Genomic DNA, 21,608 nt, shown 5'->3' on the forward strand with positions numbered 1-21,608 from the left:
CCGGTTGGAAATTTCAACCGGCTTTTCTTTTTAAAAGACCCCTCAAAAACGCCCTTTTTGACTAGTCTATCTTGGCATTCCTTAACCTCAGCGCATTAGTGATCACGGAAACCGAGCTAAAGCTCATGGCAAGCGCTGCGATCATTGGCGAGAGCAAAATTCCGAAGAAAGGATACAGCACTCCGGCAGCAATAGGAACTCCCAGCGTATTATAGATCAGGGCGAAGAAAAGGTTCTGCTTGATGTTCTTCATCACTTTTTCACTGAGGTTTCGCGCCTTTACCACCCCGTGCAGATCTCCTTTTACAAGAGTGATCTCCGCACTTTCAATAGCAACGTCGGTTCCTGTGCCCATCGCGATACCAATATCGGCTTTGGCAAGGGCGGGAGCATCATTGATCCCGTCACCAGCCATGGCCACTTTTTTACCCTGCTGCTGCAGTTTCTCTACTTCTTCCAATTTGTTCTGCGGAAGCATTCCGGCTTTATAATCCGAGAGATGAAGTTCTGATGCCACTGCTGCTGCCGTGGTCTGGTTGTCTCCGGTAAGCATGATCACCTCAACCCCTGCGTCTATCAGCTCTTTGATCGCCTGCCGACTGGTCTTTTTAATAGGATCTGTAATACATACGTAGCCTGCCACTTTCTTATCAACAGCGACAAAGGAAACGGTTTTCCCCTGTTGCTGCTCATTTTTCACCTGTTGCTGAAGCTCTTCTGAAACCTCCACATCCAGCTGCTGCATCAGCTTCTCATTACCTATGGCAACTTCTTTTCCCGAAGTTTTCCCAGTAACACCTTTCCCGGTAACGGCATTAAAATCTGAAGCTTCAGAAAGTTCAATTTTTCGCTCTTTTGCAAAGTTCACGGTAGCCGAAGCTAATGGATGCTCACTCTGTGAATTCACCGAAGCCATGAGTTTCAATACTTCTTCTTCGGTAAAATCATTCACTGCAACCACTTTTTCTACGGAAGGTTTTCCTTCTGTAATAGTACCCGTCTTATCAATGATGAGGGTGTCTATTTTATTCATTTGTTCCAGGGACTGAGCATTCTTTATCAGCACTCCATTCTGCGCACCTTTACCTACGCCCACCATGACCGACATTGGCGTCGCCAAACCGAGCGCACAGGGACATGCAATGATCAACACCGCGATAGCATTTATAAGGGCGTAAACGTACTGAGGTTCCGGACCATAAATGGCCCAGATAATAAAGGTGAGAACCGAGATCAAAACCACAACGGGCACAAAATAACCCGAGATCCTGTCTGCCAGCTTCTGAATGGGCGCCTGCGAACGGCTGGCGTCATTCACCATCTTGATGATCTGTGCGAGCAGCGTCTCATTTCCCACTTTTTCAGCAGTCATGGTAAAGCTTCTGTTACCATTTATGGTTCCGGAAGTTACTTTATCGCCCTCAACTTTTTCCACCGGAACAGGTTCTCCGGTGATCATGGATTCATCAATATTCGTCTCTCCCTTTAAAATGCTCCCGTCTACAGGAATCTTCTCTCCGGGTTTCACCCTTAGAACATCTCCCACCTGGATCTCATCTGTATGGATCACTTTTTCTTCACCGTTGACAACCACAGTAGCTTTGTTAGGCGCCAGTTTCAGTAATTCTTTAATAGCCGAATTGGTTCGGCTGTGGGCCCGTGCCTCCAACACCTGTCCAAGTAAAACCAGAGTAAGGATCACTGTTGCGGCCTCGAAATAAACATGCACAGTGCCCTCGTGGGTCTTGAATTGCGCCGGAAAAAAGTCCGGAAAAAGCATTCCAAAGACGCTGAAGGTCCAGGCAACTCCGGCACCAATTCCTATTAGGGTAAACATGTTCAGGTTCCAGGAAACTATAGAGCGCCAGGCACGTTCAAAGAACATCCAGGTAGCGTAGAATACCACCGGAAGCGATAGTGCGAATTGCACCCAGTTCCATGCCTGCAGGTCCATCCAGTCATAAAGGGGATTCCCTGGAATCATCTCGCCCATGGCGATAAGGAAGATAGGCAATGTAAAAGCCACCGCTATTTTGAACTTTTTGAGCAGCTTGTGATACGTCTTCTTTTCTCCGGAAACATCCGGCTCTATTCGCACCAGGTCCATTCCGCAGATGGGGCAGCTTCCCGGTTCATCTCTAATAATTTCGGGATGCATCGGGCAGGTGTACTGCTCCGGTTGTGCCTGCAGACTCACCTCTTCCACTAAATCCATTCCGCAGACGGGGCAGTCGCCCGGTTGATCATAGGTCTTATCTCCCTCGCAGTGCATGGGGCAATAGAAGGTTCCGGTGCCTTTGCCCTTGGGAACCTTGGAAAAGTTTGAAACTTTTCCAAGGTTAAATTTCGAAGCATCCTGGCCGGGCAGAAAAATATTGTAGGATCCGGCTTCCTCGAGCAAAGCTTCCTGTAAAGTAGTTACCGGTACGGGTTCTTTCATGATAACAACTGCCTCCGCTTTTTCCAGGTCCACTCTGGCCTTTTCAACTCCGGCGACCTTCTGCAATACTTCCTGCACATGTTCACGGCACCCACTGCAGGTCATACCTACGATCTCAAAGTGCTGCTCGAGCTTTCCGTTCCTCGGGGCGTCTAAAATGTGATATTTTCCCCCATCCTTTTGAAGCGCATCTTCAAAAACACCAACCGGGATGTGCTTCTGCATCTTGATAACCGCTTCAGCCTTTTCAAGGTGGACAGTGGCGTGTTCCACTCCCGCAACCTTGTTGAGAGTTTCCTCCACATGCGACCTGCAACCGTTGCAGGTCATACCAATGATGGTGTAAGTGTGTGTCATTCCGGCTTCAGAAGAAGCAGTCTCTAAAATGTCCTTTTTGGAGGCCTTTGATTCTTCAGCTTCGGAAGCAGAGGAGTCTTGAACTTTTCCTAAGTTTTCTTTAGAAGAACTATTTTCTTCAAAAGATTTTGTTCTTTCAGCAGTTGGAACTTTGGAAAAGTTAGGAGCGGAGATATGATATTTTCCACCTTCCTTCTGAAGGGCCCCCTCAAAGGTTTCCAGCGGAATGTGCTTTTCCATTTGGATAATAGCCTCAGCTTTCTCCAGGTCAACTGTAACCTCCTGCACGCCTTCCACTTGCTGTAGCGCCTTTTCAACGTGAGAACGGCAGCCGTTGCAAGTCATCCCGGTGATGCTGTAGTGTTGCTTCATAGAACTTTTCTCTTCGGAAGAAGAGTGCTCAGAAATGGCATTTTTGGGTGTCTTTGATTCTTCAGCTTCGGAAGAAGAGGCCTCTTGAACTTTTCCAAAGTTTTCTTTAGAAGAACTATTTTCTTCAAAAGATTTTGTTCTTTCAGCAGTTGGAACTTTGGAAAAGTTAGGAGCGGAGATATGATATTTTCCACCTTCCTTCTGAAGTGCCGCCTCAAAGGTTTCCACCGGAATGTGGTTTTCCATTTGGATTACAGCCTCAGCTTTCTCCAAATCAACTGTAGCGTTTTGCACACCTTCCACCTGCTGAAGGGTTTTCTCAACACGAGACCTGCAACCATTACAGGTCATTCCTGATATATTATAGGTATGTTTCATTTCCTGCTAATTTTATAGTACAAAGTTCGCAGGAATAAAGGCAGCAGTGTTATACAATTTTGGAAAATTGTTTCCTAACTACTTTTCCTGCTGTTCCAGTCGGTCTATGATCTTTTTCATTTGCTCGATCTCCCGCTCCTGAGCCTCAATGATCTCTTTGGCCAACTTCTTAGTTTCAGGATCTTCAAGATCAGCTCTTTTACTAGTTAATATGGCAATAGAGTGATGAGGGATCATCGCTTTCATGTAAAGCACATCTCCAATAATTGGGGCCTGTGCTCTTACCAGGGTAAGCGCCGATAAGAATAACAAGGCACTGCCCAGATATATACCAATATTCTTTTTCTTGTTTTTATACATATTCAACATAAGAGACAACATGATTACCGCCATGGCAGAAATTCCCAGGCAGGTCATATAAAACCTGGTAAGACTAAAATAGACGTGGTCAAATTCATAGGTATTCATGTACATGGTGATATACATGGCAATAAATGAGAGCGCCAGCATAGCGAAAAATCTGCCGTAGTTACTGCTTTTCTTTTGGTGGTCTTTAGCATCCATATTAATGTCCTTTGGTTGGTAGTAGAGTGTTATCATGTAGACTAATCGGAAATTGAAATAATTCTTTTTTTCAATTTCCTGTAGCCCGATTACTACCAAATTCGGAAAAATGTTCACCAATTCATCATAAAGATTTGGTAAAACTCAATGGATTTGCAGATTTTAAAAGGTTCTTTAAAGATGTATCAAATCTTGTCCAGAGGAATTCTCTTCTTTTCCCTAACCTGCTTAAAATGGGTGGGCGTCAACCCCGTGACTTTCTTGAATTGCTTGCTCAAATGGGAGACGCTGGAGTAGTTCAGTTGGAGGGAGATCTGGCTCAACGATAGCTCGTCGTAAACCAATAGTTCTTTTACCCTCTCTATCTTCTGAGTGATGACGTACTGCTCAAGGGTCATTCCCTGAACTTCGGAAAATAATTTACTAAGAGCTGAATAATCCTGATGGAATTTATCGGAAAGGTATTCTGAAAATGTGATTTTTGGAAGGTCTCCTGTAGAATGGATCAGCTCGACGATACTGGTCTTGACCCCTTCAATCAGCCGGGTCTTTCGGTCATCTATGAGTTCAAACCCCAGCTCCTGAAGCCTCTCATTCAACTCCAATTTTTGTTGAGGAGAAAGTTCTGAAGGAATTTCAGCTTCCCCTAAAGTAACTGTACCGGGATGAAGTCCGAACTTCTCTAGCTCAGACTTCACCACCATAATACAGCGGTTACAAACCATATTTTTTATAAAAAGCTTCAAAGATCCTATTTAATAGTGTCTTTCACACTTCCGCATTTAAGCATCTTGTCCCCGTAATACGGATTTCTGATCTCTTTAGAAGAAGACAACCAATACCCACCTTTTCCTTCAAATGCCATTGGGCAGAATTGTTTGTAGACCTCTCCTGATGACAAAGCACCGGTCATCATACCTTCCATGGCATTAGAAAGATCAGAAAAAGCGGTTCTTTGCACATTAAGGTCGTCTGATTGTGCAATCTTTTGGGCGGCTTCCATAGCTTCAGTGCTACCGTTAGCCTCCTGTAGTGCCGCAACCAGCATTTTTCCGCCATTCTGTGCTTCCGCAGCATCAGAATTCACCAACGCCATTCTCACGTGGTTGTAATGCCCATAAACAGGTGACATTTTCTCATTTTTGAATTCCAGGTCCTGAGCCATTGCCATATCGCCCTTATCCAGGTCTCCATGATCCATATCTCCCATTTCCTGCATCTCATCTGCCTCCATATGCATCTCATTTTGCATTGGCATTGAGGCATCATCGGCTTCATTTTCTTTCTTGCTGTCTCCACAGGCAGCTAAACTTAAACTTGCTGCCATTAGGCTGAATAAAATTCCTTTTCTAACTTCTTTTTTCATTGTTTAATTATTAATTATGATTGTGTTCATCTTCGTTAATTGCTTCTTCTTTTTTCGAGAGACTTTTGAACCAGGTAATTAGTTCTTCTTTTTCCCTGTCATTTAGTCTCGTATCAGGGTGTACCCAGGTATATGAGGATAATGGCATCTCCCCGTCTTCTACCATTTCCACAACCTCTTCTATTTTATGGGCTCTTTTCTTCTGGGAATAAGTACCGAATTCATCGAAATTCAGCTCTTCCTTTCCTTCCTGAATATGATCTTCTATATACCATCTCACCGGCTGAATTTCATCGAACCAACGATATTCGGTATTGTTGCTGTGACAGTCAAAACAGGAAGTGTTTAAAGTAAGTTCCACCTTTTCAGGAACGTCATAGATATTGGTAAATGCCATGTCAGGATTCACATTTTCTGACTTGTTCTTTTCCACAGGAATAAATTGTATTACAATAAGCGCCAGTAAAAGAAAGATCAAAATACCTTTAACGATTTTCATATTAGTAAGTTTGATTAGTTACCGCAATTTACCATTTTTCCGTGCTAATTCCGCTCTATTTTACCGCAGTTCAGTGACGATCTCCCCACAAGTGAGCATTGCTTCTCCATAATAAGGGTTTTTAATAGCAGGATCTCCGCTTAACCAATATGCTCCCTTATTAGAATTAGCCATGGGACAATAATCTACATAGATCTTTTTGTTCTGAAGTCCGAAAGCAGATACTGTCTTGATCATAGCCTGGGAGAGATAGATAAAGTTCTCTCTGCGTCCTGCCAGATCTTCAGCTTCCAGGTTCAGTTGAGCATGTTTCCGCAGGAAGCTCTGTTTTTCTTCCCAGAATATTTTCGCTTCTCCCGTAAGATCTTCCGGCGATGTTTTTTCCACCTGCTCCTTAAATTCACGGCTCAAATTATTGCTTGCGTCCATGTCACCCACAACAAGAGCGTCTTTCAACTGCAAATAAGTTTGTACCAGGCGATCTAACTGCTGCTGAAAACTCTTCGATGCCACCCCTCGAAAATCATAAGCACTGTTGTTTAGATAAGCCCTTACATCTTCCTGCTCTGCACTTATCTTATTGTCCTGGATCTTGGTGGGTGGATTCATCATACTGGGTTTTCCCGCAAGTTGGGCAGCCGCATCTACTGTGAAGGTTCCGTTTACCACGATCTCTTCCCCTGCGGAAAGACCTTCCTCCACCACATAGGCATTACCCAAAGAAGGCCCCAAAACCACTTGGTGCATTACGAATGCCGGATTGCTCTCTGTGCCTTCTTTAATATATACTACGGAACGTTTTCCGGTCCAAAGCACAGCCGATTTTGGAATACTCAACGCAGAGGTCTGTTCAGCTCCTGATTTTTCTATCACCCCTGAAGCGAACATCTCGGGTTTCAGTTTTCCATTCTTGTTATCTACCTCCACTCGTGCAGTTGCCACTCGAGTCTGGCGGTCAATTAACGGATCAATAAAATCGATCTTTCCTTCAAAAGTTTCTCCGGGCAGCGATGCTACGGTAAATTAAACTTTGTCGCCAACCTCTACCCAGCCCATATCCTTCTCATAAAGATCGAACAGAACCCACATTTTTGAGAGATCAGCAATTTCATAAAGTGGCATTCCACGTTCTACGTAATCTCCCAGCTCCACCATCTTTTCAGTTACCACGCCGCTAACATCAGCAGAAATGGTAAAACGTTCGCTGGCTTTGCCATTTTCCAATATCCTGTTGATCTGGTTCTCCCTTATCTTCCAGTTTCGGAGTTTCTCTTTGGCTGCCTCAAAAAGTTCGGGTTGTGAGTTCCTGATGGCGTAAGCCTGCAGCAACTCTTCCTGTGCAGTCACCAATTGAGGAGAGTACACTGTCGCCAATGCCTGCCCGCGATTGATCTTCTCCCCGGTGAAATTTACCATGAGCCTTTCAATCCTTCCGGGAATATGAGTAGACTGCGTGTAAACTATTCTTTCATCTACCGCTACTTTTCCGTTCAGGGCTAGTTCGCGCCCTGCGGAGTTCTCACCCACTTTTTGCGTCTGAATGTTGGCCAGTTTAATAGCGTAATCTGTCATTTGTACCGCTGCCAAATTTTGAACATTTCCTGAACTTTCCAGTGGAATAAGTTCCATTCCGCAGATGGGGCAGTTCCCCGGTTCATTAGAACGTATCTGTGGGTGCATAGAGCAGGTCCAGACAGTCTCTTCAGCTCCTTCCGAAGCGACATGGTCATGCTCTGCCTCAGAATTATTTCCACCGAAGAACAGCCATCCCAGTAGCATTCCTATGATCAAGGTCGCTGCAATAATTAGTATATTTTTAGTTTTCGTTTTCATACTCGAACGATTTACCTGTTAAATAATTGATCTTAGCCACAGCAGTTAGGAGCTCTGCCTCTGCTCCGGCTACAGCCAGCTGATATTTTAATAATTCCTGCCGTACCCGTAAGACTTCTTCAAAATCGCTGGCGGCATTTTTATAGGATGAAAGCAACAGATTCAATACCTGGTTAGAACTTTCCACCTGTTTCTCATAGAGATTCAGCATTGCCCGGGCTTGCTGCACCTGAAACAGAGCTTCCTCCATCTCGGCTTTTAGTCGGTTTTCAACTCCCACCTTTCTTTGAGAATAACTTTCGGCCATAAATTCGGCCTGCTTTTGTGCTGCTTTATACTTTTTTCTGAAAATTGGAAGGCTTACCGAAAGCATTGGCATAATAGCATCTCTTCCATTATCCTCCACGACCATATCGGTTCGTTTACCCACTATTACATAATCGAGGCCTAATCCCACCATCGGCATTCCGCTCTTTTTTGCAACTTCCTTCTGGGCTTGAGCCGACTCCGACATTTTCTCCAGCTGAGCGAGTTTAGGATTATTTTCCACGGCTACCTCAGCTATCAATTGCGGGTCGATCGCAATATCCAATTCTACAGGAATGATCACCGGTTGCAGCTTCTCCCTGTTGAGCAAAGCATTGAATTTCGCCAGCAGCGGCTGTTTCTTCAATTGCAGGATCTCAAGGTTCGTCTCTGCGTCGTTACGCATTAGATCCACCTGCAGCACGTCTGACAATGCACCGGAACCTGCTCTTACCCTTGACAGGGCGAGATCTTTGTAATTTTGAAGTATCTCCAGGTTATCCCGCTGAAAAACCAGGCTCTGCTCCAGCTCATATAACTTGTAGTACTGCTCGCTCACCTGGAAGAAAAGTTCATTCCTGGCATCGAGAAATTCCTGGAATTTAGCTTCAGCCATGAGTGTAGCCACATCGGCTTTTGCACTTAAGGTTCCAAACCAGGGGAACATCTGCATCAGTGAAAAACGCGCTTCCTGTGGTCCCAACCTCGTTTCTACCATACTTCCAAATGCAGTCATGGTCAGGTTAGGATCAGGTAGACTTTTTACTTGGGGCACTTCCTGCATGGCTGCTTCAAAATCGGAATAAGCAGCTTTCACTTCCGGATTATTTTCCGCAGCTATTCTCAGATATTCCGACAAGGTTTGTGCCTTTACTTCGGAAGCCATTCCGAAGATCAGAAATATCAGCATCCCCAAAAAGGGCATTTTTAAGTTCATTTTCATTCTTCTATACTTTTTGATGGGCTTTTAGACACCACATTTTCTCTCCAAATCGCCTGAAGAACAGGCACTACAAAGATGGTCATGATCTGGATACACATTCCGCCCACGATGGGAACGGCCATGGGAACCATGATATCTGCACCTTTTCCTGTTGAAGTGAGTACCGGGAAAAGTGCGATTATTGCTACTGCCGTTGTCATCATTGCAGGCCGCACCCGTTTCTTACCGGCTTCCAACACGGCTGCTCTTACCGCAGGCACCGTGCGCGGATCTCTTTCTTCAAAGACCCGGTGAATGTATGTCCCCATAAGCACCCCGTCATCTGTCGCGATCCCAAAAAGGGCAATAAATCCTACCCATACTGCTACGCTCAAATTGACCGTACCCATTTGGAACAGATCTCTCATATTCATCCCCGAGACGCTGAAATCCATAAACCACTCCTGCCCATACAACCAGATCATTATAAATCCGCCGGCAAAGGCTACAAAAACTCCCGAAAAGTGAATGGTGGAAGCAATGATGGTATGGAACTGGAAATACAGCAGCATAAAAATGATGATCAGGGAAATGGGGATCACCAGCGCAAGACGTTTTACGGCACGCACCTGGTTTTCGTAATTTCCGGAGAATTCAAAACTCACTCCTTTGGGCACCGTTAATTCCCCGGTGGCGATCTTTTTCCTGATAAGTTCCTGGGCATCATTCACTACATTGACCTCTGCAAAATCCTGTTTGCGGTCGAAAAGCACATAACCCACTAAAAAGGTGTCTTCACTCTTGATCATCTGAGGCCCGCGAACATAATTCACATCTACCAGCTGCCCAAGTGGGATTTGGGTACCCGTTGGTGTTGGAACCAGGATCTGCTCGATCTCTTCGGGAGAATTTCTCAATTCCCTTGGATATCGCACCCGTACAGGATAGCGCTCCCTTCCTTCTACGGTTGAGGTCACTTCCATTCCGCCGATAGCCGTTTCCAGCGTTTGTTGTACTTTTTCGACACTAAGGCCATAGCGCGCGATCTTTTGACGGTCAATATCTAACTGGAGATATGGTTTCCCTACAATACGATCGGCAAAAACAGCCTCCTTTTTCACACTTGGCACCTGCTTTAGAATATCCTCCAGTTCAAACCCGAATTTTTGGATGGTCTCCAGATCGGGCCCATAGACTTTTATTCCCATTGGTGCCCGCATTCCTGTTTGCAGCATCACCAGCCTTGTTTCAATAGGTTGTAGTTTGGGAGCTGAAGTTATCCCCGGGAACTGTGTTACGGCTACAATCTCATCCCAAATATCATCGGGACTGTTAATATGATCGCGCCAGTTGCGGTATAACTCGCCGTCTTCGTCAATAATAAGTTCTTCGGAAGTTATTTTCCTGCTAAGTGCTTCTTCGTGGGAAATTGTATCGCCGGACTTCAGGATGAAATTTTCATCATCATCTACTTTAAACCTCAGCAATTCGCCATTTTCGGAAACTATGTATTCAGGTTTGTAATTAATAACATTCTCATACATGGAAATAGGCGCCGGATCGATCGCGCTTTCTACCCTTCCCAGTTTTCCAACAGAAACATCTACTTCAGGAATATTGGTCACCGCCATATCCAGCTTCTGCACCACTTCCTTACTTCCTTCAATTCCAAAGTGGGGCATGGAGGTAGGCATCAATAGAAAACTTCCTTCATTGAGCGAAGGCATAAATTCTTTACCTACGCCAGGGAAAGTTTCTGAAGCAGCTTCCCACGCGGCTGTCTCCCTTAGTTCAATCCCTATAGCTTCTGCTCCGTTGGCAACAAATCCGAAGAGCTTTGGAAAGCCCTGCCAGATCAGGATTCCGAAGAAAATGGTAACCAATGGGATAGTCAAAAAGGTCTTTTTATTGCTAAGGCACCATTTTAGGATTGGCTCATAAAATTTCACAATGGCCAATAAGGCGGTTAAGGTCAAGCCGAGCAAAATGATCACAAAAATATAATTCGTGAAGACCGAGTTGGCAAAGCCCAGCGGCATCCATTCTTCGGTAAGAAAGAAGATGGTCACGGAAAGGATGATGAAAAGTGATATTTCCCGACTGTATTTACCAAGGTATCCCCGGCTTTTGGGTTCAAAGATCCTAATGACCCCTATTAAAGTAAGTGCTAACGGAAGCCACATTTGGAACAGCAACGCCAACAAAATTCCTGAAACCACAAGTCCGTAATTCCACAATACACTAGTCCTCTTTCTGTTAAGGCGGAAAGAAAAGAAATAGTAAGACAGCATAGGCAGGATCATGAGTCCAAGAAGAAAGGAAGCTCCCAATGCAAAGGTCTTGGTAAAGGCCAGGGGACGGAAGAGTTTTCCTTCGGCATTTTCCATAAAGAAGACCGGCAGGAAGCTCACCAGGGTAGTGGCAAGGGCAGTGGTCACCGCAGGCCCCACTTCCACTGTGGCTTTTTTGATCACCTGCAAAAGCTTTTCTCCCTTCGCATTTCTGTTTTTCGGAAATTCAAGATGTCTTATCGTGTTTTCAACAAAAACGATCCCCACATCTACCATGACCCCAATAGCAATGGCGATTCCGGAAAGGGCAACCACATTGGCATCAACCCCAAAGTATCGCATCGCCACAAAGGTAAGCAGGACGCCCACCGGCAAAAGAGTAGAAATTAAAATGGAAGCACGTAAGTTCAACACCAGGATGATCACCACGATAATACTTATAAGTATCTCATGAGAAAGGGCATTTTCAAGGGTGCCTATGGTCTCTTTGATCAATTGGGTACGGTCGTAGAATGGTACTACCGTCAGTTTGCTCACTGTTCCGTCTTCCAGGACCTTAGTAGGCATTCCCGGAGCGATATCGGCAATCTTTTCTTTTACATTATTGATTACTTCAAGCGGGTTGGAACCATAACGGGCAACCACCACCCCGCCCACAACTTCGGCACCGGCTTTATCCAGAACCCCACGCCTTTGTGCCGGACCCAGGCTTACCACTCCAATATCCGAAATAAGGATAGGTTTATTCTCATTCACGGCGACCACGGTGTTCTCTATATCTTCTATAGACTCAATGTAACCAAGGCCCCTCACGAGGTATTCCACCTGGTTGACCTCAATTGTCTTGGCTCCAATATCACGGTTTGAATTTTTCACCGCCATCATCACATCATCAATTCCAACATTAAAGGCCTTTAAAGCATCGGGATCCACATCTACCTGGTACTCCTGAACAAAGCCTCCTACAGAAGCTACTTCTGAGACTCCATCAACTCCGCTCAATCCAAGTTTAACGTAAAAATCCTGCACAGATCTTATCTCATGCAGGTCCCAACCGCCGGTAACATTGCCCAGTGAATCCCTTCCTTCTAAAGTATACCAGTAAACCTGCCCCAATGCTGTAGCATCGGGACCTAAGGTAGGCTGAACATTTTCCGGCAGCAGGTTAGCGGGAAGCGAATTGATCTTTTCCAGAATTCTGGTACGGGACCAGTAGAAATCAATATCCTCCTTAAAAATGATATTGATGCTGGAAAAACCGAACATGGAAGTACTCCGGATAGATTTTACTCCCGGAATTCCCAGTAAGGATGTGGTCAATGGATAGGTGATCTGATCTTCAATATCCTGAGGGGAACGCCCCGGCCAATCGGTAAAAACGATCTGTTGGTTCTCTCCCAGGTCCGGGATAGCGTCAACCGGAACCGGATCTTTGGGCAGAATCCCAGAATCCCAATCAAAGGGAGAGGTCGAAATTCCCCATGCGATCATGGCAATTAGTAACAGAGATGTTACCAGCCGGTTGTATAAAAAGTAATGAATGATTTTTTCGAACATTTCTGAACTTTAAAAATTAATTATTGATGCTCCTGAAGTTTGAAATTTGTATACAGGAATACGCTTCCGGTTCTTCGGAAACGTTTCAAAAATTAATTTTTAGATCAGATCAAAAAGGTCTCATCTAGCAGATGGATGTCATAGACCAGCAAGGGCGGTGAATAATCTGAAAAAGGAATTGCCTGTTGCGGCACTTCCTCAAACAGTTCAACAAAAGTATAAGTGAAAGATGCTAAGAACACTTGTTGGTGGAGATCCAGATCGTTAAAGGAGATCTTCAGATCTTTTTGACCTTCAACAGAAACCTTCTGATCTTTACAACCATTTTCTCCCGTCATATCTCCGGCATGTTCCATTCCGCAGCTTTCGGCTTTAGAAAACACAGCCTGGTCCACCAGTATGCTTCCGCAGAAATGTTTATCTACGGTAAAGGACATGGTAGAGAACAGCACCAAAAGTGCCATTAACAAGGATCCTGTTTTCTGTATTAGCTTTTTCACGAGGGACAAAGATAAATATTTTTTTAATAGCAAAGTACTGGTCCTTAAATACTAAGAAACCCAGAAAAAAATAAAACCTTTTACGAAAGTTCTAAAAGGCCTTTTTCAAATAAAATTAAAATGTAACTTTATGAATTACAGAACTTTAAAACTAACAACCAAATGGAAAAGGAAAAAATTATTGCCATAGTAGGAGCGACAGGATCCCAAGGGGGCGGACTTGCACATGCAATCTTAAATGACAGGAACAGCGAATTCAAAGTGAGAGCGATTACACGGAAAGCAGATTCGGAAAAAGCAGAAGAACTCCGGAAAAAAGGAGCCGAAGTGGTGGAAGCCGATGTTGCTGACAAAGAAAGCCTGGTCAAAGCCTTTAAAGGCGCTTATGGAGCTTATTGTGTGACCTTCTTTTGGGAGCATTTCTCTCCCGAAAAAGAAAAAGAACATGCAAAGAATATGGCCGAAGCAGCGAAAGAAGCAGGGTTGCAGCACGTAATATGGTCTACTTTGGAAGATACCCGTAAGTGGGTGCCGCTGGATGACGACCGCATGCCAACTCTTATGGAACATTACAAAGTGCCACATTTCGATGCCAAAGCCGAAGCAGATAAATTCTTTGTGGACAGTGGCGTACCCTACACTCTCCTGCTTACGTCATTCTATTGGGACAATTTCATCAATTTCGGAATGGGGCCTCAAAAAGGAGAAGATGGCGAATTGTATATCACCTTCCCTATGGATGACAAGAAATTACCGGGCATTGCAGCCGATGATATTGGGAAATGTGCCTTCGGAATTTTTAAAGCCGGAGATAAATTCAAGAACCAAACCGTCGCCATAGCCGGGGAGAAACTTACCGGCAAACAAATGGCAGAGACCTTTTCTGAGGTTTATGGAAAAAAGGTTCATTATAATGCCGTGGAACCATCTGTATACAGAAGTTTTGACTTTCCCGGTGCCGATGATCTAGGAAATATGTTCCAGTTCAAAGCTGACTTTGAGGACTACTTCTGCGGAAAAAGGGATATTGAAAAAACCCGGGAATTGAATCCGGAGCTTTTAAGTTTCAGGGAATGGCTGCAAAAGAATAAAGATAAAATGGAGGTCTAACGGACTTAATCTCCCCAGCCGACTTTTTGAAGACGGTAATAATAAAATGCAGGTAACAAGATGAGTACTAAAACCGGGTGAGCCAGGAAACGACGCACATAGAAAGCCGCCAGGTATTCATCCGGTTGCACGTGGTTCATGAGATAAATGAATACAGGAAAGAGAACCACGAAAAATCCGAGGTAGATGAGGGCAGAAAATTTAATGATGCTCTTACTCCTGAAGGCGACGAACAGGATCAGAAGGGAAATAATGGTATTGAGGAGGAATCTCCAAAAAACATTCAGGAACATATACGCGGGAAAATCAATTCCTTCCCCGGCCTGGTACTTCTGTTCAAAAAAGTACATGAATGGATCATAAAAGAACCTGTACTCATATAGCCTGATCAAAGCCAGTATCCCTATAAGCAGTCCGATTATTGCTATTTTCCTGAAGCCTCTCATCCTCTTATCTGTTTTGTATATACCTGTACCCACAAGACCCACAACATGAAAACGGCGCCGTAGATGATGAGCGGAAAGGCTATAGTGTGTAAAAAATGGGCCTGCTGCGGATATTCGTAGATCCCGATCGCCATCATGGCAATTCTTCCAATATTTGTAACATAAATGACCACAGTTCCTACCAGGATAAAGACTAATGTGGTTTTGACCTTTCCGAAAAAAGCCAGCATAAAAGAAACAAACAGGATAATAATACTGGCCGCATTACAGCCTTCAATTATCCGGGCAACAAACTGACCGTTCACCATTAAATGCATGGTACTTTCAGGATAACCCGAAACCGCTTGCGCATCATAGCCAAAGGCAGAAACCAGGGTTTCGCTCTGCAGCGCCACCAGGTGCGTGAGAAAATCTGGATAATAGGTTTCAGAAGGAAAATGGTGCAGGTAGAGGTTGTACAAAAAAGCCAATACAAGATAGGTACCCAAAAAGGTGAATATGAAGCGAAGAACGGCTGAGTATTTCTTTATCAGCTGAAACAAATCTGGCAGAGGTTTTTTCAAAAGTATTGAATTTAAAAAGTATAGCATCGGTTAATTTTTAAATACTTTTGTGCAAAATTCCATTTATGTCATTTGAAAAATTAAGACCTAAGGTCGAAGAAATTATAAACGCAGAGGGTGCGAGCACTGACCTGCGCCTCCAGGAGATCTGCGAGCTGCTGAAAGCAGAGATCCAATATTACACCTGGGTAGGCTTCTACTTCAAGAACGGAGATAAAAATGAGCTTAAATTGGGGCCTTATGCCGGGGAACCAACAGATCACACGATCATCCCCTTCGGAAAAGGTATCTGCGGACAGGTTGCCGTTTCAAACAAGAACTTTGTGGTGCCTGATGTAAGTGCACAGGACAATTACATAGCCTGCAGCATTCACGTTAAGGCCGAAATTGTAGTGCCCTTATTCAAAAATGGGGAAAACATTGGGCAGATCGACATCGATTCCAATGTTCCTGATCCCTTTACTGAACAAGATGAGCGCTTCCTCGAATTTGTGAATGAAAAGGTGGCAGAGATCCTGTAACACCAAAAAATATTAAAAATTAAAGGCTGCCAAAAATGTCATTTTTGGCAGCCTTTAATTTTTGTGATTCCCAGTTCTTATTTCCGGGAAAGCTCGTAAGTATTACCTCCCTGGGAAAGCAGCATTTTATCATCTTCGGGGTGAAATTCCATTTTAACCCCGGCACGACTGAACTGGAACTTATTTTCATCGAATGCCTCCAGAGGAAATTTAGGTTGACCTGTAGCCTCTCCCATTAACATGTTGTCTTTGACAAAAATGGTGACAATAAAAGGAAAGTTCGGTCCTTCATAGGTGCCGGTGTAGGTGTTCAACTTTTCAACAGGAACATTCAGTGCAGGTTCAAAATATGGGATTTTGTAATCCATTCCCCAATAGATACTTATTGCGCCAATGGCAATGTCATTGGGAGAAAAATCAGTTCCGTTCGAGATATATGTAACTGCCAGATCTTCCTCAGGATAATAGGTGCTCATGGAATTGAAACCATCAATTCCGCCGGTATGTCCATAGAAGGTTTTCTCGTGGAAAGGATAACTGAAAAGGCCCATTCCGTACCCATTTGTGAGAGTCTTCATTTTCTCCAGGGTTTCAGGTTTGATCACTTTTCCGTTAAAAAGGGCCGTGTAGAAAGTGTTTAGATCTGAAGGAGTAGAAATTATTGCACCTGCTCCTTTAGGAATACTCATATCTGTTTCCTTAGCCGGTTCCCAGTTCTTCATTTTTCTATAGGAATAGGCTTCGGCATTTCCGGAATTAATTTTTCCGCCATAATAAGTGTCTTTCAGCCCCAGCGGCTTTGTAATGCGTTCTTTCAAAATTTCAGGAAATGGTTTATTCTCGAGATCTTCCAGAATGAAGGAAAGCAACACGTAATTGGTGTTAGAATAATCATTCTTTTCTCCCGGTTCAAAGGCAGGTTCGTTTTGTTTAAAAATGCTCAACAATTCTTCTTTGGTCTTTGGCTGCTCCATATAACCCATGTAATCTTCAGCATTGGTGAAATTGAAGATACCGCTCTGGTGCCTCAAAAGATCTTCAATAGTGATCTTCGCAGCATTAGGAATTTCAGGATAGAACTTTGAAAGTTTTGCCTCCAGGGAAAGTTTGCCTTCCTCGACCAGTTGCAGGATCATGGCTGCCGTAATGGATTTGGAAATGGAACCTATCCTGTACTTCGTGCGTGGGTGAGCTTCGATATTTTTTGAAATGTCGCCATAGCCAATGTTGTACTGATAGACCGGTTTTCCATTCTTGTGAATGGCAATTCCTCCCATCCCCTTGTTATTCTTTTCGATAACATCAAAAAGACTGTCCATTTTGGCACGGTTAAAGTCCTGGGCAGTTAGTGATACTGCCACTAATAGCATAAAACTGAAGGTGATTAACTTTTTCATTTTTTGACTGATTTGATTGAGATTGATACACTAAGACACCCTTTAGTAGAGTCTTATACAAGCAAATATCTTAAAAATAGTAATATGTTATACATGTTACCTCTTAAAATTTTTCTAAATAAATGAACCCGATAATAATTCACAGGTTATTTATATTTAAAATCAGCGTAACAAATTGGATTACATTCCGGTTCGAATAGCTTCTACGGGATCAAGTCGGGAGGCTGAAATAGCCGGAATAATACCAGATATCAAGCCGATCACTGCCGAAACTGCCGTGCCAATGAACATGTTCCAGGGAGAAAGTATGAACTGGAAATCACCGGTAAATTGTGAAATTATGACTGAAGCCAGCCAGACAAGGAACAAACCAATCAATCCACCGATCACAGCCAGAATGACTGCTTCAAAAAGGAATTGAAACAGGATAAAGCGGTTTTTTGCTCCCAAAGATTTCTGGATCCCGATCAGGTTGGTGCGTTCCTTCACACTTACAAACATGATATTAGCAATTCCGAAGCCACCAACAAGCAGGGAAAATCCGCTAATGATAAGTCCGAGGAAATTCATCTGTCCGGTGATGTTATCAATAAATTGGGTAAAACCTTTCAGCTGGTTCACGAAGAAGGTATTCACATCTTCAGTTCTAAGCCCTCTAAGTGTTCGCAGCTTTTGCGTAAGCATTGCCACAAATTCATCGCTGTCAACACCACTTTCGGGTTTGATCACAATCTGCGGAAATGTACCGCGGTTATTACTTCCGTAGACCCGGCGAACCAGATTTACCGATAAAAATGCATTCGTATCATGACTGTTTCCGAAGACATTCGAGCCCATTTTTTCCAGCACCCCTATCACCGTTAACTTGCGGCCATAAAGTCGAACTTCCTTGCCAAGCGCTTCGCCCCCTTCAAAAAGGGTTGTTGCCACATCATGGCCAAGAACAATAACAGGCGCTGCACGTACATCCTCTGCCTCTGTATAGAACCTGCCCTTTGCGATCTGCAAGGCTTCAATGTCGTAATATTCAGCAGACACTGCACCTATTCCCACATTCGTGGCGGTGTTATCATTGTATTTTATGGATTCTGAAGGCACGTTGAGCACATAAGACACCGCTTCCGCTTCGGGAAGGCTGCGGCTCAAGAACTCGTATTCCTCATAAGAAACATCGGGAAACTGCTCTCTTTTCCACTGCGGAATTTCAGTAGGTCCAAAGGAATATCGGGCAACGATCATGGTGCTCTGGTCCAAAGAACTCAGGCTGCCTTTGATCTCCTTTTCCAGAGAATCTACAGCCGCCAGAACAGCAATAATGGAAAATATACCAATAGTCACCCCTAAAAGAGACAACATGGTGCGCAATTTATTGTTTTTGAGAGCATTGATAGCGAAATAAAGGCTCTCTTTAAGTACCCTTAAATATATTAGCATAAACTTCTAAGGTCAGATTTTTCAACCCTTACAGGATAAGACGCCAACTTCCAAAATTCGTTACAAAATAAAATTACAAATAAAGCAGTGAGGATTTAAATTTTATGCTGAAATAGTTACTTTTGCAACCTCAACAAAACCAACACAATGAGCAACTTAAAATCGGCAAAATCAGCCTTAATTTCAGTCTTTGATAAAGACGGTTTGGAACCTATTGTAAAGAAGCTGAATGAGCTGGGAATCACGATCTATTCTACAGGAGGAACTGAAAAATTCATCAACGATCTGGGAATTGAGGTAGTGCCTGTTGAGAATGTCACTTCCTATCCTTCTATTCTTGGAGGCAGGGTGAAGACCTTGCATCCCAAAGTCTTTGGAGGTATCCTGAACAGGGGTGACCATGAAGGAGATCAGGCTGAACTTGAGAAATACCAGATCCCACAGATCGATATTGTGATCGTAGACCTGTATCCTTTCGAAAAAACAGTTGCTTCGGGAGCTTCTGAAGAAGATATTATCGAAAAGATTGATATTGGCGGAATTTCTCTGATCAGGGCTGCAGCAAAGAATTTTAAGGATGTGATCTGTGTAGCTTCGGTAAATGAATATGCTGAATTCCTCGATCTGATCACCGAAGGTAACGGAGCTACTAGCCTGCAAGACCGTAAGCGTTTTGCTGCAAAAGCTTTCAATGTTTCTTCAAACTATGATACGGCCATTTTCAACTTTTTTAATGAAGACGAACTGGCTTTCAAACAAAGTTTTTCAACCGGACAGGAATTGAGATACGGAGAGAATCCGCATCAAAAAGGGCATTTTTACGGTGACCTTGATGCCATGTTCAATAAACTCCACGGCAAGGAATTGTCGTATAACAACCTGCTGGACGTAGATGCGGCGGTGAACCTCATGGGCGAGTTCCAGGGAGAAGCACCAACTTTTGCCATTTTAAAGCACAATAATGCCTGCGGACTGGCGCAACGAAATACTATTTTAGAAGCCTACAAAGATGCTCTTGCCGGAGATCCGGTTTCAGCCTTTGGCGGAATTCTGATCAGCAACACTGAGATCGACAAAGCTACCGCCGAAGAGATCCACGAGTTGTTCTGCGAAGTTGTGATCGCACCTTCTTATTCCGAAGAAGCTTTGGAGATCCTGAAAGGGAAAAAGAACAGGGTTCTTTTGGAACAAAAACAAACCGAACTTCCTCAAAAACAGGTGCGAACCTGCCTGAATGGAGTTCTGGTGCAGGATAAGGATCTTAAAACAGATTCTGAAGCAGATTTAACGTTTGCAACTAACAATAAACCATCTAAAGAAGAGTTATCTGACCTGTTGTTTGCATCCAAAATTTGTAAACACACTAAATCAAACACCATAGTTCTGGTAAAAAACCATCAATTACTGGCGAGCGGGACAGGGCAGACTTCAAGAGTGGATGCCCTGAGACAGAGTATTGACAAGGCAAGGTCCTTTGATTTCGACCTTTCGGGAGCTGCAATGGCCAGCGATGCTTTCTTTCCTTTTCCAGACTGTGTGGAAATTGCCGGTAAAGCGGGTATCACTACGGTAATTCAACCCGGCGGGTCCATTAAAGATCAGCTGAGTATCGATTATTGCAATGAAAATAATATCGCTATGGCGATGACCGGTACAAGACATTTTAAACATTAATTTTAGTACATTTACCAAACCTCAATATAATCGACAATACGCATGGGATTTTTCGACTTTCTCACTGAAGAAATAGCTATAGATTTAGGGACTGCAAACACTTTAATCATTCACAACGACAAGGTTGTGGTTGACAGTCCATCTATTGTAGCCCGCCATAGAACTACTGGTAAGATCATTGCAGTGGGAAAGGAAGCTGCGATGATGCAGGGAAAAACCCACGAAAATATTAAAACGATACGGCCCTTAAAAGATGGAGTAATTGCAGATTTTGACGCAAGTGAAAAGATGCTGACCATGTTCATTAAGGAAATTCCGGCGTTGAAAAAGAAGATGTTCACTCCTGCCCTGCGAATGGTGATCTGTATCCCTTCGGGAATTACAGAAGTGGAAATGCGTGCGGTTAAAGAAAGTGCCGAAAGGGTAAATGGTAAAGAGGTTTACCTTATTCACGAACCTATGGCTGCTGCCATTGGTATTGGCGTTGACATTATGCAGCCAAAAGGAAACATGATCGTGGATATAGGGGGTGGAACAACCGAGATCGCCGTGATCGCTTTGGGAGGAATTGTTTGCGACAAATCTGTTAAGATCGCAGGAGACGTTTTCACCAATGACATTGTATACTACATGCGTACGCAACACAACCTTTATGTAGGTGAGCGTACTGCGGAAAAAATAAAGATCCAGATTGGGGCTGCAACCGAAGACCTGGAAGTCCCACCAGACGAAATGAACGTTCAGGGACGTGACTTGTTGACCGGAAAGCCAAAACAGGTGAATATCTCCTACCGGGAGATCGCCAAAGCTTTGGATAAATCAATATTGCGTATTGAGGATGCCGTGATGGAAACCCTTTCTCAAACCCCTCCTGAACTGGCAGCTGACATTTACAACACCGGAATCTATCTTGCCGGTGGTGGATCTATGCTACGCGGACTTGACAAACGACTTTCCCAAAAGACCGATCTTCCGGTGTACATCGCTGAAGATCCACTACGGGCAGTTGTGCGCGGAACCGGTATTTGCCTAAAAACCCTTCACCGTTATAAGGGGATCTTGATAAAGTAGGAGTTAG

At 43.9% G+C, this 21,608-nt stretch carries 18 protein-coding genes; 4 read left to right on the forward strand and 14 right to left on the reverse strand.

Going from position 1 to position 21,608, the window contains the following annotated elements; translation table 11 throughout:
• Nucleotides 1-61: 61 nt before the first annotated feature.
• From ACNORC_RS00070 to ACNORC_RS00120, 10 genes are all read right to left on the reverse strand, one after another.
• On the reverse strand, nt 62-3,547 hold the full coding sequence (locus tag ACNORC_RS00070; RefSeq protein WP_442777770.1) for a heavy metal translocating P-type ATPase: 3,486 nt from the start codon (nt 3,545-3,547) through the stop codon (nt 62-64).
• Between the two features lie 78 nt (nt 3,548-3,625).
• Nucleotides 3,626-4,111, reverse strand: coding sequence for a DUF305 domain-containing protein (locus ACNORC_RS00080; protein ID WP_418334618.1), 486 nt, complete (start codon nt 4,109-4,111; stop codon nt 3,626-3,628).
• Nucleotides 4,112-4,296: 185 nt separating this feature from the next.
• Entirely contained in the window at nt 4,297-4,815 is a 519-nt protein-coding gene (locus ACNORC_RS00085; RefSeq protein WP_418333538.1) for a helix-turn-helix domain-containing protein, read from the reverse strand.
• Between the two features lie 47 nt (nt 4,816-4,862).
• Nucleotides 4,863-5,477 carry a DUF3347 domain-containing protein gene (locus tag ACNORC_RS00090; protein WP_418333539.1) on the reverse strand — a complete coding sequence of 205 codons (615 nt, stop codon included), beginning with the start codon at nt 5,475-5,477 and terminating at the stop codon, nt 4,863-4,865.
• 10 nt (nt 5,478-5,487) lie between these two features.
• The gene (locus ACNORC_RS00095) at nt 5,488-5,976 is read right to left on the reverse strand and encodes a heme-binding domain-containing protein (RefSeq protein WP_418333540.1); all 489 of its coding nucleotides are present in this window, start codon (nt 5,974-5,976) and stop codon (nt 5,488-5,490) included.
• A 60-nt stretch (nt 5,977-6,036) separates the two neighbouring features.
• Nucleotides 6,037-6,984, reverse strand: coding sequence for a DUF3347 domain-containing protein (locus ACNORC_RS00100; protein WP_503473624.1), 948 nt, complete (start codon nt 6,982-6,984; stop codon nt 6,037-6,039).
• Between the two features lie 15 nt (nt 6,985-6,999).
• Entirely contained in the window at nt 7,000-7,809 is an 810-nt protein-coding gene (locus ACNORC_RS00105; protein ID WP_503473622.1) for a heavy metal-binding domain-containing protein, read from the reverse strand.
• Nucleotides 7,793-9,058, reverse strand: coding sequence for a TolC family protein (locus ACNORC_RS00110; RefSeq protein ID WP_418333541.1), 1,266 nt, complete (start codon nt 9,056-9,058; stop codon nt 7,793-7,795). The genes ACNORC_RS00105 and ACNORC_RS00110 overlap by 17 nt, the downstream gene beginning before the upstream one ends.
• Nucleotides 9,055-12,885: an efflux RND transporter permease subunit gene (locus ACNORC_RS00115; protein WP_418333542.1), complete on the reverse strand. Its 3,831-nt coding sequence runs from the start codon at nt 12,883-12,885 to the stop codon at nt 9,055-9,057. Before ACNORC_RS00115 ends, ACNORC_RS00110 begins: the two co-directional genes overlap by 4 nt.
• A 104-nt stretch (nt 12,886-12,989) precedes the next feature.
• Nucleotides 12,990-13,385 (reverse strand): HYC_CC_PP family protein, encoded by a 396-nt coding sequence (locus tag ACNORC_RS00120; protein WP_418333543.1) that lies wholly within the window; start codon nt 13,383-13,385, stop codon nt 12,990-12,992.
• 162 nt (nt 13,386-13,547) lie between these two features.
• On the opposite strand from ACNORC_RS00120, the gene ACNORC_RS00125 reads away from it, so the two are divergent.
• Nucleotides 13,548-14,495, forward strand: a complete 948-nt coding sequence (locus tag ACNORC_RS00125) for an NmrA/HSCARG family protein (RefSeq protein WP_418333544.1) — start codon at nt 13,548-13,550, stop codon at nt 14,493-14,495.
• Nucleotides 14,496-14,500: 5 nt separating this feature from the next.
• On the opposite strand, the gene ACNORC_RS00130 is transcribed toward ACNORC_RS00125, so the two are convergent.
• The gene (locus ACNORC_RS00130) at nt 14,501-14,941 is read right to left on the reverse strand and encodes an exosortase F system-associated membrane protein (protein ID WP_418333545.1); all 441 of its coding nucleotides are present in this window, start codon (nt 14,939-14,941) and stop codon (nt 14,501-14,503) included.
• The gene (xrtF, locus tag ACNORC_RS00135) at nt 14,938-15,504 is read right to left on the reverse strand and encodes an exosortase family protein XrtF (RefSeq protein WP_418333546.1); all 567 of its coding nucleotides are present in this window, start codon (nt 15,502-15,504) and stop codon (nt 14,938-14,940) included. Before xrtF ends, ACNORC_RS00130 begins: the two co-directional genes overlap by 4 nt.
• A 65-nt stretch (nt 15,505-15,569) precedes the next feature.
• On the opposite strand from xrtF, the gene ACNORC_RS00140 reads away from it, so the two are divergent.
• Nucleotides 15,570-16,025 (forward strand): XrtF-associated fRMsr-like GAF protein, encoded by a 456-nt coding sequence (locus tag ACNORC_RS00140; RefSeq protein WP_418333547.1) that lies wholly within the window; start codon nt 15,570-15,572, stop codon nt 16,023-16,025.
• 77 nt (nt 16,026-16,102) lie between these two features.
• Here the strand turns inward: ACNORC_RS00140 and ACNORC_RS00145 are convergent, their stop codons facing one another.
• Entirely contained in the window at nt 16,103-17,422 is a 1,320-nt protein-coding gene (locus tag ACNORC_RS00145; protein ID WP_418333548.1) for a serine hydrolase domain-containing protein, read from the reverse strand.
• Between the two features lie 180 nt (nt 17,423-17,602).
• A complete protein-coding gene (locus ACNORC_RS00150; RefSeq protein WP_418333549.1) occupies nt 17,603-18,856 on the reverse strand; it encodes an ABC transporter permease in 1,254 nt (417 codons plus the stop codon).
• 147 nt (nt 18,857-19,003) lie between these two features.
• On the opposite strand from ACNORC_RS00150, the gene purH reads away from it, so the two are divergent.
• On the forward strand, nt 19,004-20,530 hold the full coding sequence (purH, locus tag ACNORC_RS00155) for a bifunctional phosphoribosylaminoimidazolecarboxamide formyltransferase/IMP cyclohydrolase (protein ID WP_418333550.1): 1,527 nt from the start codon (nt 19,004-19,006) through the stop codon (nt 20,528-20,530).
• Between the two features lie 42 nt (nt 20,531-20,572).
• Nucleotides 20,573-21,601: a rod shape-determining protein gene (locus tag ACNORC_RS00160; RefSeq protein WP_097055686.1), complete on the forward strand. Its 1,029-nt coding sequence runs from the start codon at nt 20,573-20,575 to the stop codon at nt 21,599-21,601.
• Nucleotides 21,602-21,608 lie beyond the last annotated feature (7 nt).

The organism is Salinimicrobium soli, from assembly GCF_048323655.1.
In the GTDB taxonomy this organism is placed as follows: domain Bacteria; phylum Bacteroidota; class Bacteroidia; order Flavobacteriales; family Flavobacteriaceae; genus Salinimicrobium; species Salinimicrobium soli.

Bases quoted from the DNA above. Each gene is read 5' to 3' on its own strand.
- ACNORC_RS00070 (WP_442777770.1), bottom strand. From the start codon at position 3,547: ATGAAACATACCTATAATATATCAGGAATGACCTGTAATGGTTGCAGG.
- ACNORC_RS00080 (WP_418334618.1), bottom strand. From the start codon at position 4,111: ATGGATGCTAAAGACCACCAAAAGAAAAGCAGTAACTACGGCAGATTT.
- ACNORC_RS00085 (WP_418333538.1), bottom strand. From the start codon at position 4,815: ATGGTGGTGAAGTCTGAGCTAGAGAAGTTCGGACTTCATCCCGGTACA.
- ACNORC_RS00090 (WP_418333539.1), bottom strand. From the start codon at position 5,477: ATGAAAAAAGAAGTTAGAAAAGGAATTTTATTCAGCCTAATGGCAGCA.
- ACNORC_RS00095 (WP_418333540.1), bottom strand. From the start codon at position 5,976: ATGAAAATCGTTAAAGGTATTTTGATCTTTCTTTTACTGGCGCTTATT.
- ACNORC_RS00105 (WP_503473622.1), bottom strand. From the start codon at position 7,809: ATGAAAACGAAAACTAAAAATATACTAATTATTGCAGCGACCTTGATC.
- ACNORC_RS00110 (WP_418333541.1), bottom strand. From the start codon at position 9,058: ATGAAAATGAACTTAAAAATGCCCTTTTTGGGGATGCTGATATTTCTG.
- ACNORC_RS00115 (WP_418333542.1), bottom strand. From the start codon at position 12,885: ATGTTCGAAAAAATCATTCATTACTTTTTATACAACCGGCTGGTAACA.
- ACNORC_RS00125 (WP_418333544.1), top strand. From the start codon at position 13,548: ATGGAAAAGGAAAAAATTATTGCCATAGTAGGAGCGACAGGATCCCAA.
- ACNORC_RS00130 (WP_418333545.1), bottom strand. From the start codon at position 14,941: ATGAGAGGCTTCAGGAAAATAGCAATAATCGGACTGCTTATAGGGATA.
- ACNORC_RS00140 (WP_418333547.1), top strand. From the start codon at position 15,570: ATGTCATTTGAAAAATTAAGACCTAAGGTCGAAGAAATTATAAACGCA.
- ACNORC_RS00145 (WP_418333548.1), bottom strand. From the start codon at position 17,422: ATGAAAAAGTTAATCACCTTCAGTTTTATGCTATTAGTGGCAGTATCA.
- ACNORC_RS00150 (WP_418333549.1), bottom strand. From the start codon at position 18,856: ATGCTAATATATTTAAGGGTACTTAAAGAGAGCCTTTATTTCGCTATC.
- purH (WP_418333550.1), top strand. From the start codon at position 19,004: ATGAGCAACTTAAAATCGGCAAAATCAGCCTTAATTTCAGTCTTTGAT.
- ACNORC_RS00160 (WP_097055686.1), top strand. From the start codon at position 20,573: ATGGGATTTTTCGACTTTCTCACTGAAGAAATAGCTATAGATTTAGGG.